The following is a 13,423-nucleotide window of genomic DNA, read 5'->3' on the forward strand; positions in this document are numbered from 1 at the left end:
TCGCGGTGTGCTCGGCCCCGCCGTCACCGCCGCCCCGCCGTCCGGACCGCCAGGAGGAGCGCCACGGCGATCAGCCCGGCCGCGACGGCGAAGGTCGTCCGGGTTCCCGCGGCGACGGCGTCCGGCGCCGCCACGGCCACCTCCATTCCCACCCCCAGCGTGAACACCATGCCCATCACCGAGGCGCCGGTGACCAGCCCCAGATTGCGCGACAGGTTCAGCACACCCGACACCACGCCGCGGCGGTCCTTCTCCACATCCGCCATCACCGCCGTGTTGTTGGCGGTCTGGAACAGCGCATAGCCGGCGGTGACGACGACCAGCGGCCCGACATAGCCGGCCACGCCCAACGTCGCCGGCAGCAGCACCAGCAGCACGCAGCCGCCCGTCGTGGCGCTCAGCCCCAGGATGGTCATGCGCGCCGCGCCGAAGCGGTCGACGACCCGTCCGGCCGGCACGCCGGTCAGCGCCGCCACCAGCGGACCGGCCGACATGGCAAGTCCGACCATGCCGGTCTCCAGCCCCAGGGCATGGGCGAGGTGGAACGGCCCCACCACCAGCGTCGCCATCAGCACCGTCGCCACCAGCAGGCTCATCGCCAGGCGCCCACACAGCGTCCGGTCGCGCAGCATCTCCAGCCGCAGCAGCGGCGACGCCGTCCGCGCCTCCACCGCCAGGAACAGCCGGAACCCGGCCACCGCCGCCAGCAGAAGCGTCACCTCGGACCAGCCGAAGCCGCCGCGCCCGCCGGTCATCGCCAGCGCGTAGGTCCCCAGCGTCAGGGCCAGGATCAGCGTGCCAGGAAAATCGAAGCTCCCCCGCCCCGCTCCACGCCCCGTCTCCAACCGGGTCTCCAACCGGATTTCCCTCCGGTCGGCCGGCAGGCAGCGCCGCACCAGCAGGAAGGCCGCGACGCCCGGCGGCACGGTGACCAGGAAGATCGCCGGCCAGCCGAAGGCCGCGATCAGCAGGCCGCCCAGCGTCGGGCCGAGCGCGGTGCCGACCGCCGATGTCGTTCCCATCAGCCCCATCGCCCGGCCGATCCGCTCCTTCGGCACCGCATCGCCGACGAAGGCGGTGGCGAGCGCCATCATCGCGGCGGCCCCCAGCCCCTGCACCGCCCGGGCCGCGACCAGCATCCACAGGCCGGACGCGGCGGCGGAGGCGGCGGAGCCCGCCGTGAACAGGGCGATCCCGGCCAGCAGCAGGCGCCGCCGCCCGACGATGTCGCCCAGCCGCCCGACCCCGACGATCAGCGTGGTGATCGCCAGCAGATAGGCCAGCACCACCCATTGGACCTCGCGGAACGGCACGTCGAACGCCCGCGCCAGCGCCGGCAACCCGACATTGGCGATGCTGATGCCGAGCGACGATAGCAGCATCGCCAGCGCCAGCCCCGCCAATCCCCCTTGCGCGACCAGCCCTCGCGCCGGTCCGCCCGCCGCCTCCGCGGCCTGCTCCGCAACCGCTTCCCTCATGACGCCTCTCCTTCCCGAATGACAGGCATCCAGGCTAGGGCGCGGGGTGGCATGGCGGAACGCGCAGCATCCGCACTGTATTCGTGCATCGGACGCCATGTTCCAGCTGCTGTCCCGGCAGCGGCGGCGGTCGGCCCGTGCTACGCTCCGGCGCATGACCGCACCCGACCTCAACATGCTCGTCACCCTGGACGCCCTGCTGGCGGAGGGCAGCGTCGCCGGTGCGGCGCGCCGGCTTCGGCTCAGCCCGTCGGCGATGAGCCGGGCGCTGGCGCGGCTGCGCGCGGCGACCGGCGACCCGCTGCTGGTCCGGGCCGGGCGCGGCCTCGTCCCCACGCCCCGCGCGCTCGACCTGCGCGACCGCGTGCGCCTGCTGGTGCAGGAGGCGGAGGCGGCGCTGCGCCCGGCCGAAACTCTCGACGTCGGCCGGCTGGCCCGCACCTTCACCCTGCGGACCAGCGACGGTTTCGTCGAAAGCTATGGCGCGGCCCTGCTCACCCTGGTCGCCGCCGAGGCGCCCGGCGTCCGCATCCGCTTTCTGGCCAAGCCGGACAAGGACAGCGGCCCGCTCCGCGACGGCTCGGTCGATCTGGAGACCGGCGTGGTTTCCGCCGGCAGCGGGCCGGAACTGCGCACCCAGGCCCTGTTCCACGACCGCTTCATCGGCGTCGTCCGCCCCGGCCATCCGCTGGCCGCGGGCGGGATCACCGCCGAGCGCTTCGCCGCCGGCCGCCATGTGCTGGTGTCGCGGCGGGGCGACGACCGCGGGCTGGTGGATGAGGCGCTGGACCGGCTCGGACTCCGGCGCGACGTGGTCGCGACGGTCGGCGGCTTCGCCGCGGCGCTGGCGCTGGTGCGCGGCACCGACCTGATCGTCAGCGTCCCCGAACGGCACACCGAGGGGCTGCGCGCCGGTCTCCACGGCTTCGCCCTGCCCTTCCCCGCCCCGGAAGTGACCGTCTCCCTGATCTGGCACCCCCGCCTCGACGCCGACCCGGCCCACCGCTGGCTGCGCGGCTGCGTGCGCAAGGTCTGCGCCTCGCCACCCGGGGCCAAACGCCGGGAGTGATATGGCCGGCGGGGCCATTGCGCACCGACGCACCGCCGCCCTATGCTGATATATCACCAAGAATCACAACGGGAGTTCGCCATGCAGCCGCCCTACCTCGCCGCCGATCAGCGCTATGGGAGCATGAGCTACCGCCGCACCGGCCGCAGCGGGCTCGACCTGCCGGCCATTTCGCTGGGGCTCTGGCAGAATTTCGGCGGCACCGACGTGTTCGCCACCGGGCGCGCCGTGCTGCGCCGGGCCTTCGACCGCGGCGTCACCCATTTCGACCTCGCCAACAATTACGGCCCGCCGCCGGGCTCGGCGGAGGAGAATTTCGGCCGCATCCTCGCCACCGATTTCCGGCCCTACCGCGACGAGATGGTGATCTCGACCAAGGCCGGCTACGAGATGTGGCCCGGCCCCTACGGCAACTGGGGTTCGCGCAAATATCTGGTCTCCAGCCTGGACCAGAGCCTGACGCGGATGGGCCTGGATTACGTCGACATCTTCTATTCGCACCGCGTCGATCCCCGCACCCCGCTGGAGGAGACGATGGGGGCGCTCGACCACATCGTCCGCCAGGGCAAGGCGCTCTATGTCGGCATCTCCTCCTACTCGCCGGAGATGACGCGGCGGGCGGCGGGCATCCTGAAGCAGCTGGGCACCCCCTGCCTGATCCACCAGCCCTCCTACTCGATGCTGAACCGCTGGGTTGAAGGCGGCCTGCTCGACACGCTGGAGGATCTCGGCATGGGCTGCATCGCCTTCTCGCCGATGGCCCAGGGCATGCTGACCAGCAAGTACCTCGGTGGCCAGCCTGCCGATGCCCGCGCCGCCAAGGGCGGCAGCCTGCGCGCCAACTTCCTGTCGCCGGAGAATCTGGAGCGCATCCGCGCGCTCGATGCCATCGCCAAGCGGCGCGGCCAGACGCTGGCGCAGATGGCCATCGCCTGGGTCCTGCGCGACCCGCGCGTGACCTCCGCCCTGATCGGCGCACGGAACGTCGAGCAGCTCGACAACTCGCTCGACGCGCTGAACAGCCTGTCCTTCAGCCCGGAGGAACTGGCCGAGATCGACAGCCACGCCGTCGCCGACGCCGGCATCAACCTGTGGAGCGCCTCCTCCGCAGCCGAAGCCGGCTGAGCGCAGAGGGGAGCGGCCGGGAGAAAGCGGCCTGCGGGGAAACCCTGGGGGCCGCCCCTCCTTTTGCCTCCCCTTTTAGTCCTTCCGGAGCAGTGGTCGGTTCGCCGAAGCGTAACAGAGATCTGAGAGTCTTTTTCCGACCGCCCCCTCTTCGCCGGCCGACGGTTGACGGCGAAGCGGCGGTACAGGTTGCTCAAGATCGAGGACACGCCATGAACACGCTCTTCCCGGCCCTGGTCGCCGCCGGCATCGTCCTGTCCACCGCCGCCGCGGCCCAGCCGGCTGCCACCGACCTCGCCCAACGCTTTCCCCTGCTGCTCAAGGAGGCCCGGGGCAAGGTTCCCTCGACGTCGGAGGTCGGCACCATCAGCACCACCCTGTCCGCCGCCGAATGGTATTGGAGCCGGGGCGATCAGGCGCAGGCCGTCAGCTACCTGAATTTCGCCCGCGGCCGGTTGGGCCTCAGCCTTGTTCAGCCCGCCGCCCCCGCCGGCCCCACGGCGCCCTGAGTCCGGTGGGGAGGCCGGCGGGACCCGCGCCGGCCAGGGCTCAGAACAGGTGGCGCAGCAGGTAGTACAGCAGGCCGGCCAGCATGATGGCGGCCGGCAGGGTCAGCACCCAGGCCATCGCCATGTTGCGCACCGTGCTCCATTGCAGGCCGGACCCGTTCGCCGCCATGGTGCCGGCGACGCCGCTCGACAGGATGTGGGTGGTCGACACCGGCAGGCCGTAGATCTCCGCCAGCCCGATGGTGCCGGCGGCGACGATCTCCGCCGAGGCGCCCTGGGCATAGGCCAGATGCTGCTTGCCGATCCGCTCGCCGACGGTGACGACGATGCGGCGCCAGCCGACCATGGTGCCGAGCCCGAGCGCCACCGCCACCGAGAACTTCACCCAGTCGGGAATGAAGCGGGTGCCGGCGTTCAGCGCCTCCTGATAGGATTTCAGCGTCTTCGCCTCGTCATCGGGCAGGCTGGCACCGGCCTTCGGCAGCAGGCGGACCGCATCGGCGGCCAGATACATGTCGTTGCGCATGTTCGACGTCGCTTCCGCCGGCACATGCTTGATGGCGCCATAGCTCTGCACGCCCTGGGCGATGTCGGCGGACAGCACGGCCAGCGCGCCATAGACCTCCGGCCGGTTCAGCTCCTTGGTCCGCAGCGCGTCGCCGACCATCCGCCTCGCCTCCTCCGCCGACGCCGGCTGCCGCCCGTCGGCATGCGAGCGCAGGACCGCTTCGGCCCGGCGGGTGGTCTCGATGAAGGCTGGGGTGGTGCTGTCGGGCATGGTGCGGTTCAGCGCATAGGCGGTGGGCACCGCGCCGATCAGGATCAGCATGATCAGCCCCATGCCCTTCTGGCCGTCGTTGCCGCCATGGGCGAAGGACACGGCGGTGCAGGTCAGGATCAGCAGCCCGCGGATCCACAGCGGCGGCGGGCGGCTGGGGTCGGCCGGCTCGAACAGGCGCCGGTTCCTCACCGCGCGCTTCAGCACCAGCAGCAGCATGGCGGCCAGCACGAAGCCCATCACCGGGCTGAACAGCAGGGCCTGGAGAACGCCGAAGGCCTGCCCCCATTCGACGCCCGAGGTCGCCTGCCCGTCCGGCGCCATCAGCTGGTTGGCGAGGCCGACCCCGATGACCGAGCCGATCAGGGCATGGGACGAGCTGTTGGGCAGCCCGAGCGCCCAGGTTCCCAGGTTCCAGATGATGGCGGCGATCAGCAGGGCGAAGATCATGGCATAGCCGGCGCTGCTGCCGACCTGAAGGATCAGCTCCACCGGCAGCAGGGTGATGACGCTGTAGGCCACCGCCCCCGACGACAGCAGCACGCCCAGGAAGTTGAAGGCGCCGGACCACAGCACCGCCAGCACCGGCGGCATGCTGTGGGTGTAGATGACGGTCGCCACCGCATTGGCGGTGTCGTGGAAGCCGTTGACGAACTCGAAGCCCAGCGCGATCAGCAGCGCCAGACCGAGAAGCAGGAAGGCCCCCGTCGCCAGCGGCGGCTGGTCCACCCGTTGCAGGTCGGTGACGAAGCCATGGACCGCATAGCCGAGACCGGCGGCCAGCACGACGAGGAACGCCACCGGCAGGGCGGAGTGCGGCTTCTGGTGGAGATTGGGACCGCGAACCGGCGGCGAAGCGCCAGACGGCAGTGTGGTGTCCGACATGGTCGTGCTCGCTGTTCGAGAGGGTCGGGTCGCGGCGCCGGAACCGTCCGGATGCGGTCCGCGGCACGGCCATCGCTTAACCCGCCGAACACGGGACGGTTGCCGCCGTCACCAAATCTTCACCGAACATTCACCGAGCATCGCAGGTGGCGATAATCACCCTCTCCCGCCCCGGGAGAGGGTGATTATGCGTTCACACTCCGAAGCCGCCCCCCCCGGAGCCGCTTGGCGTCAGTCCGCCGTGACGGTGTCGGTCGCCCGATACCGCTCCAGCCAGTGGGCGTAGGGCGCCGGCAGCACCCAGGACGGGCGCTCGACGCCCAGCTCCTTGGCGGCGCGGTAGGGATAATGCGGGTTGGCGAGATGGGCGCGGCCGACCATCACCAGATCGAGCTGCCCGTCGGCGACGGTGCGGTCGGCGATCTTCGGCGCATCGATGCCCCAGGCCGCCGCCACCGGCAGCTCCGCCTCGCGCCGCACCCGCTCGGCGACCGGCGCCAGGAAGGCCGGCCCCCACGGAACATGGGCGTCGGGGGTGGAGAAGCCGACGCTGACGCTCAGCAGGTCGAGCCCGCCGGCGCGGAAGTTGCGGGCCAGTTCGATCGATTCGGCCAGCGTCTGCTCGTCGCGCCCGTCATACTCGATCACGCCGAAGCGGGCGGTCAGCGGCAGGTTTTCCGGCCACACCTCGCGAACCGCCGCCAGCGTCTCCAGCAGGAAGCGGCTGCGCCCGGCAAGGTCGCCGCCATACTGGTCGGTGCGCGTGTTGGCATGGACCGAGAAGAAGCTCTGGCCGAGATAGCCGTGGGCGAAATGCAGCTCCAGCCACTTGAAGCCGGCATCGCGGGCGCGCACGGCGGCGGCGACGAAATCGGCGCGGACGCGGGCGATGTCGTCCAGCGTCATCGCCTTGGGCACCTTCGGCAGATGATGGCCGAAGGGCACCGCCGACGGCGAGAGGGTGTCCCAGCCGCGCGGATCGCCCTCGGCGATGTGGTCGTCGCCTTCCCACGGGCGGTTGGCGCTGGCCTTGCGGCCGGCATGGCCGATCTGGATGCCGGGAACGGCACCGGCGGCGGCGATGGAGGCGGCGATGCGCGCCATCCCCTCCGCCTGGGCGTCAGTCCACAGCCCGGTGCAGCCCGGCGTGATGCGGCCCTCCGGCGACACCGCCGTCGCCTCGACGATCACCAGACCGGCGCCGCCACGGGCAAGGCCGGGATAATGGGCGAGATGCCAGTCGTTGACGACGCCGTCAACGGCGCTGTACTGGCACATCGGCGGAACCGCGATGCGGTTGCGCAGGGTGACGTCCTTCAGCGTGAAGGGCGTGAACAGAGCGGACATTAGGAATTCCCGTCTCGATCGTGTCGGTGGCGGCAGGGGGTAATGTGTTTGCCTACCCCTGCCGCGGATCGGGGAGATTTAGGTCAGCCCCAGCCTCAACCAAGCCGTCCCGCCGCCAAACGCCCCACGATTGCCGCATGGCTGCGGATACCCTTGCGCAGGCAGCAGCCCACCGGACCGGAGCCGCCCGCCCCGGAACAGGAAACGGCTCACCCCCCCAGCCCGAGCAGCCTGCCCAGGATCGGCTGGCCCGCGACAGCCCCCAGCACGAAGCCGGCCACCAGCCCGACCACCAGTCCCACAAACGCCAGCCCCATCCCGCCGCGGCCGGCGGACTGCGCACGCTCCGCCTGCCGCCCGCCGTTGCCAGCACTGCCGCCGGGCTCGTCGCCCTCGTCGATGGAGGAGGCGCGCCGCGCGCTGTAGGAGGTGTCGGTCGCCTCGTGCCACCCGCGGATGCGCTCCAGCGCCGGCTTCAGCTGGGCGTCGTCGGGCGTGGTGCCACGGCCATGGACGATCTCCCAGGCCAGGGCTGCGAAGCGGCTGGTCGTCCGTCCTTCCGGCGTGAAGATCGCCGCCGGCATACGGCGGTATGTCGCCTTCACCACATCCACGTCATAGGGGAAGGCGGTGCGGAACATCTGGTCGGGGAACTCGTTGCGCAGCTGCGTCAGCGATTCGCGCCCGACCTCGTCGTTGGTGATCGACAGCATCAGGATGCCGGCCAGCGTCAGGCTGGGGTTCAGCCCGTTCTGGATATGCTCCACCACCTGCAAGGTGCGGCGCAGCCCGTCCAGCGCATAGCGCCCCGGAAACACCGGCACGATCAGCCGGTCCGACGCCGCCAAGGCACCGGCCGCCAGATGGCCCAGCGCCGGCGGGCAGTCGATGACGACATAGTCCGGCGGGTTGCGCGAGAAATGCAGCGCCTTGCGCAAGCCCCGCTGCGAGCCGCCGCGGCTGTCCAGCGCATGCTCCAGCGAGTACAGCTTGCGCGCGCCGACGATCATCGACAGCCCGTCGAAGGCGGTCGGGGTGATGGCATCCTCGACGAAGGTTTCCTTGCGCAGCAGGTCGTTGATGCCGACCTTGGCCTTGTCGCGCAGCAGGAAGTTGCTGGTGGCGCTGCTCTGCGGGTCGAAATCGATCAGCACGACGCTCTTGCCCAGCGCCGCCAGCGCGAGCGCGAGGTTCACCGACGTGGTCGTTTTGCCGACGCCGCCCTTCTGGTTGTAGACCGACAGGATGGTCGGCTGCCGTGTCTCCGGCGTGTCGAAGACGTCTTCGTGGCTGGTCATGTCCATTCCGCTTCGCCGTTTCTGCGGCAATCCCCGCACGGCCCGGATCGAATTCCGGTCCGGACTGCGCGGGCGCACTATAAGCGGTGGGGTTTCAACTCTCCACACACCTTTGGGGACAGGGTGGCCGAGCGCGGAACCAGCCACGCCCGGCCGTCCTGCACACCCCTTGCTGCATTCCTGCACAACCGATGCGCAAAGTTTCGGGTCGCCCCAAAGGGCCGCCCGGGTACACATGGTGACAAACAATCCCGAGGGAGGACAATAGGATGACCACCGAACTTCAGCACCTGATCGGCGGCAAGCTGGTTTCCGGCACGTCCGGCCGGTTCGCCGACGTCTACTCCCCGATGACCGGCGAGGTGCGCGCCCGCGTGCCGCTGGCGAGCGTCGAGGAGATGCGCGCCGCGGTCGAGAACGCCAAGCAGGCGCAGCGCGGCTGGGCCGCCACCAACCCGCAGCGCCGCGCCCGCGTGCTGATGCGCTTCCTCGACCTCGTCCAGCGCGATTACGACGAGCTGGCGCTGCTGCTGTCGCTGGAGCATGGCAAGACCATCGTCGACGCCAAGGGCGACATCCAGCGCGGGCTTGAGGTGGTGGAGTTCGCCTGCGGCATCCCGCATCTGCTGAAGGGTGAGTTCACCGACGGCGCCGGCCCCGGCATCGACATCTATTCGATGCGCCAGCCGCTCGGCGTCGTCGCCGGCATCACGCCGTTCAACTTCCCCGCCATGATCCCGATGTGGAAGTTCGCCCCGGCAATCGCCTGCGGCAACGCCTTCATCCTGAAGCCGTCGGAGCGCACGCCGGGCGTGCCGGTCAAGCTGGCCGAGCTGATGCTGGAAGCCGGCCTGCCGGCGGGCATCCTCAACGTCGTCCATGGCGACAAGGTGGCGGTGGACGCCATCCTCGACGACCGTGACATCAAGGCGGTGGGCTTCGTCGGCTCCACCCCGATCGCCGAATACATCTACAACCGCGGCTGTGCGGCCGGTAAGCGCGTGCAGTGCTTCGGCGGCGCCAAGAACCACGCGCTGGTGATGCCGGACGCCGACCTCGACCAGGCGACCGACGCGCTGATCGGCGCCGGCTTCGGTGCGGCGGGCGAGCGCTGCATGGCGATCTCCGTCGTCGTGCCGGTCGGTAAGAAGACCGCCGACGCCCTGATGGACCGCCTGATCCCGCGGGTGGAAGGCCTGAAGGTCGGCCCGTCGACCGACAGCAGCGCCGATTTCGGCCCGCTGGTGACGGCCGAGCATCTGGAGCGGGTGAAGTCCTACGTCGATCTCGGCGTCAAGGAAGGCGCCAAGCTGGCGGTCGATGGCCGCGAGTTCAAGATGCAGGGCTACGAGAACGGCTTCTACATGGGCGGCTGCCTGTTCGACGAGGTGAAGCCGGACATGCGCATCTACAAGGAGGAGATCTTCGGCCCGGTCCTCTCCGTCGTCCGCGCCGACTCCTACGAGGAAGCGCTGGCCCTGCCGAACGACCATGAGTACGGCAACGGCGTGGCGATCTTCACCCGCGACGGCGACGCCGCCCGCGACTTCGCATCCCGCGTCGATGTCGGCATGGTCGGCATCAACGTTCCGATCCCGGTTCCGCTCGCCTACTACACCTTCGGCGGCTGGAAGCGCTCGGGCTTCGGCGACCTGAACCAGCACGGCCCCGACGCGGTGCGCTTCTACACCAAGACCAAGACCGTCACCTCCCGCTGGCCCTCGGGCGTCAAGGAAGGCGCCAGCTTCGTCATCCCGACCATGGAGTGATGGGCGTAACATTCCCCCTCCCGCCTCTGGCGGGAGGGGGGTTGCACGAGGTGACGCATGTCCTTTGAACTGACCGAAGACCAGGTCGCCATCCGCGACATGGCGTTGTCCTTCGCCCGCGACGAGCTGGCGCCCAATGCCGTCGAGTGGGACCAGAAGAAGCATTTCCCCATCGACACCCTGCGCGCCGCCGGCGAACTCGGCATGGGCGGCATCTATGTGTCGGAGGAGCATGGCGGCTCGGCGCTGAGCCGCTTCGACGCCGTGGTGATCTTCGAGGCGCTGAGCCAGGGCTGCCCGACCATCGCCTCCTACATCTCCATCCACAACATGGTGGCGGGGATGGTGGACAATTTCGGCAGCGACGAGCAGAAGGCCCATTGGCTGCCGAAGCTCTCCCGCATGGACTGGCTCGCCAGCTATTGCCTGACCGAGGCCAATGCCGGCTCCGACGCCGCGGCGCTGCGGACGAAGGCCGTGCGCGACGGCGACAGTTACGTCCTCAACGGCGCCAAGCAGTTCATTTCCGGCGCCGGCAGCTCCGAACTCTACCTCCTCATGGCCCGCACCGGCGAGGACGGCCCCGGCGGCATCAGCGCCTTCCTGGTGCCTGCGGACACCCCCGGCCTCTCCTTCGGCGCCAACGAGCACAAGATGGGCTGGAACGCCCAGCCGACCCGTGCCGTCATCCTGGAGGACGCCCGCATCCCCGCCTCTGCCCTGCTGGGGCAGGAGGGGATGGGCTTCAAGTTCGCCATGAAGGGGCTGGACGGCGGCCGCATCAACATCGCCGCCTGCTCCATCGGCGGTGCGCAGGCGGCACTGGACAAGGCGCTGACCTACATGAGCGAGCGCAAGGCCTTCGGCCAGACGCTCGACCGCTTCCAGGCGCTCCAGTTCCGCATCGCCGACATGGCGACGGAGCTTGAGGCCGCCCGCACCTTCGTCCACCGCGCCGCCTCGGCGCTGGATGCGAAGAGCCAGGACGCCACACGCCTGTGTGCGATGGCGAAGCGCTTCGCCACCGACACCGGCTTCGAGGTGGCGAACAACGCGCTCCAGCTGTTCGGCGGCTACGGCTATCTGGCGGACTATGGCGTGGAGAAGATCGTGCGCGACCTGCGGGTCCACCAGATCCTGGAAGGCACCAACGAGATCATGCGCCTGATCGTCTCGCGCAGCGAGATCGGGCGGATGGCGTAAAAGCGAACCACAAAAACCAAACCCAAAAAACCAAAGCAACGGGAGACGCGACGATGGCGGTGATCGGTTTCATCGGATTGGGCAACATGGGCGGCCCGATGGCCGCGAACCTCGTGAAGGCGGGGCATCAGGTGGTGGGCTACGACCTCGTGCCCGCGGCCATCGAGGCGGCCAAGGCGGCCGGCGTCACCATCGGCGAGTCCCCCACCGCCATCGCGGCGGCGGCCGAGGTGGTCATCACCATGCTGCCGGGCGGCAAGCATGTGCTGGGCGTCTATGGCGACATCGCCCCGGTGGCCCGGCCGGGCACGCTGCTGATCGACTGCTCCACCATCGACGTGGACTCCGCCCGCAAGGCGCATGCGCTGGCCGCCGGCACGGGCGCCGCCTCGCTCGACGCGCCGGTGTCGGGCGGCGTCGGCGGTGCCGCCGCCGGCACCCTGACCTTCATGGCCGGCGGCGAGACGGACGCCTTCGAGCGCGCCCGCCCGATCCTGGAGGCCATGGGCAAGAAGATCGTCCATTGCGGCGGTGCCGGGGCCGGCCAGGCGGCGAAGATCTGCAACAACATGATCCTCGGCATCTCGATGATCGGCGTCTGCGAGGCCTTCGTGCTGGCGGAGAAGCTCGGCCTGTCGCATCAGGCGCTGTACGACGTGTCGTCGACCTCGTCGGGCCAGTGCTGGTCGCTGACCAGCTATTGCCCGGTTCCCGGCCCGGTCCCCGCCAGCCCGGCCAACCGCGACTACCAGCCCGGTTTCGCGGCGGCGCTGATGCTGAAGGACCTGAAGCTGGCCCAGGAAGCGGCACAGGGCGCCGGTGCTCCCACCCCGCTGGGGGCCGCGGCGGCGCAGCTCTACGCGCTGATGAACGCGCAAGGAGAAGGCGGCGCCGACTTCTCCGGCATCATCCGCATGCTGCGCGGCGAGGGGTAAATCAGGCTGCGGTAAATCAGACTGTGGCCGGCGGGGGCAGGAACAGCGCCTGCTCCCGCCGCACCAGATCGGCGATGTAGTCGGCGGTCATCGAAATCCGCGCCAGCGAGCGCAGATCCTCGTGAACGATCAGCCAGAAGGACCGGGTGATCGTCACCTCTTCCGGCAGCACCGGCACCAGATCCGGCTCGCCGGCGGCGATGAAGGCCGGCAGCATGCACAGGCCGGCCCCGGCCAGCGTCGCCTTCAGCTGGGCGACGAGGCTGCTGCTCTTGATGCGCGGCGCCACCTCCCCCATCGTCTCGACATAGTCCAGTTCCGGGGCGAAGATCAGGTCGTCGATATAGCCGACGAAGGAATGGCCGCGCAGGTCGCCGCGGCTGCGGATTTCCTGCCGTGACCCCAGATAGGCGGCGGTGCCGTACAGCCCCAGCCGGTAATCGGTCAGCTTCCGTGCGAACAGCCGCCCTTCCTGCGGGCACGACAGGCTGATGGCGATGTCGGCCTCGCGCTTCGACAGGCTGAAGACACGCGGCATGGCGACCAGCTGCACCTCCAGCTCCGGATGGCGTTCGCACAAGGCGCCGATCCGCGGCGCCAGGAAACAGCTGCCGAAGCCGTCCGGCGCCCCGATCCTGACCGCACCGGCCAGAGCCAGATCGCCGTCCGCCACCATGCCCTGGGCCAGCAGGGCCGCACTCTCCATCACCTCCGCCGTCTGTTTCAGCCGCTCGCCCTGCGGCGTCAGGGTAAAGCCGCTGGGCCGGCGCTCGAACAGGGTGACGCGCAGCGCCTCCTCCAGCGCGGTGATGCGGCGGCTGACCGTGGTGTGGTCGGCGCGCAGCCGCTGGGCCGCCGTGGTCAGCGTGCCGGCCCGGGCCACCGCCAGGAAAAAGCGCAGGTCGTTCCAGTTGAAATCGGCCATGTCCGCCGGCGCGCCGTCCGTTCTTGCAAGGTGGATGAGGGGCCGGACTCTCCCATCAAGCCGCCCGCCTGACAAGAGTGCCAACCCGCCCCTGCGACACCA

At 70.1% G+C, this 13,423-nt stretch carries 11 protein-coding genes; 6 read left to right on the top strand and 5 right to left on the bottom strand.

What is annotated here, in order from left to right; translation table 11 throughout:
• Nucleotides 1-23: 23 nt before the first annotated feature.
• Nucleotides 24-1,478, bottom strand: coding sequence for an MFS transporter (locus ACWPN3_RS07360; protein ID WP_492243810.1), 1,455 nt, complete (start codon nucleotides 1,476-1,478; stop codon nucleotides 24-26).
• Nucleotides 1,479-1,632: 154 nt separating this feature from the next.
• Between ACWPN3_RS07360 and ACWPN3_RS07365 the strand changes: the two genes are divergently transcribed.
• From ACWPN3_RS07365 to ACWPN3_RS07375, 3 genes are all read left to right on the top strand, one after another.
• Nucleotides 1,633-2,547: a LysR family transcriptional regulator gene (locus tag ACWPN3_RS07365; protein WP_492243809.1), complete on the top strand. Its 915-nt coding sequence runs from the start codon at nucleotides 1,633-1,635 to the stop codon at nucleotides 2,545-2,547.
• An 81-nt stretch (nucleotides 2,548-2,628) separates the two neighbouring features.
• A complete protein-coding gene (gene mgrA, locus ACWPN3_RS07370; protein WP_492243808.1) occupies nucleotides 2,629-3,672 on the top strand; it encodes an L-glyceraldehyde 3-phosphate reductase in 1,044 nt (347 codons plus the stop codon).
• A 212-nt stretch (nucleotides 3,673-3,884) separates the two neighbouring features.
• Nucleotides 3,885-4,181 (top strand): hypothetical protein, encoded by a 297-nt coding sequence (locus ACWPN3_RS07375; RefSeq protein ID WP_109449364.1) that lies wholly within the window; start codon nucleotides 3,885-3,887, stop codon nucleotides 4,179-4,181.
• Nucleotides 4,182-4,221: 40 nt separating this feature from the next.
• Here the strand turns inward: ACWPN3_RS07375 and ACWPN3_RS07380 are convergent, their stop codons facing one another.
• From ACWPN3_RS07380 to ACWPN3_RS07390, 3 genes are all read right to left on the bottom strand, one after another.
• Nucleotides 4,222-5,844 (bottom strand): inorganic phosphate transporter, encoded by a 1,623-nt coding sequence (locus ACWPN3_RS07380; RefSeq protein WP_492243807.1) that lies wholly within the window; start codon nucleotides 5,842-5,844, stop codon nucleotides 4,222-4,224.
• A gap of 231 nt (nucleotides 5,845-6,075) precedes the next feature.
• Nucleotides 6,076-7,191: an NADH:flavin oxidoreductase/NADH oxidase gene (locus tag ACWPN3_RS07385; protein ID WP_492243806.1), complete on the bottom strand. Its 1,116-nt coding sequence runs from the start codon at nucleotides 7,189-7,191 to the stop codon at nucleotides 6,076-6,078.
• Nucleotides 7,192-7,400: 209 nt separating this feature from the next.
• On the bottom strand, nucleotides 7,401-8,489 hold the full coding sequence (locus tag ACWPN3_RS07390; protein WP_492243805.1) for a ParA family protein: 1,089 nt from the start codon (nucleotides 8,487-8,489) through the stop codon (nucleotides 7,401-7,403).
• Between the two features lie 269 nt (nucleotides 8,490-8,758).
• On the opposite strand from ACWPN3_RS07390, the gene ACWPN3_RS07395 reads away from it, so the two are divergent.
• Genes ACWPN3_RS07395 through mmsB form a run of 3 tightly spaced genes read left to right on the top strand, consistent with a single transcriptional unit; the run spans nucleotide 8,759 to nucleotide 12,396 of the window.
• Nucleotides 8,759-10,258, top strand: coding sequence for a CoA-acylating methylmalonate-semialdehyde dehydrogenase (locus ACWPN3_RS07395; protein WP_492243804.1), 1,500 nt, complete (start codon nucleotides 8,759-8,761; stop codon nucleotides 10,256-10,258).
• 57 nt (nucleotides 10,259-10,315) lie between these two features.
• Nucleotides 10,316-11,461 (top strand): acyl-CoA dehydrogenase family protein, encoded by a 1,146-nt coding sequence (locus ACWPN3_RS07400; RefSeq protein ID WP_492243803.1) that lies wholly within the window; start codon nucleotides 10,316-10,318, stop codon nucleotides 11,459-11,461.
• Between the two features lie 53 nt (nucleotides 11,462-11,514).
• Nucleotides 11,515-12,396, top strand: a complete 882-nt coding sequence (gene mmsB, locus ACWPN3_RS07405) for a 3-hydroxyisobutyrate dehydrogenase (protein WP_492243802.1) — start codon at nucleotides 11,515-11,517, stop codon at nucleotides 12,394-12,396.
• Nucleotides 12,397-12,412: 16 nt separating this feature from the next.
• Here mmsB and ACWPN3_RS07410 read toward each other — a convergent pair whose 3' ends face one another.
• Nucleotides 12,413-13,321, bottom strand: a complete 909-nt coding sequence (locus ACWPN3_RS07410; RefSeq protein ID WP_109449348.1) for a LysR family transcriptional regulator — start codon at nucleotides 13,319-13,321, stop codon at nucleotides 12,413-12,415.
• Nucleotides 13,322-13,423 lie beyond the last annotated feature (102 nt).

The sequence above is a fragment of the Azospirillum sp. UENF 111221 genome (genome assembly GCF_058780625.1).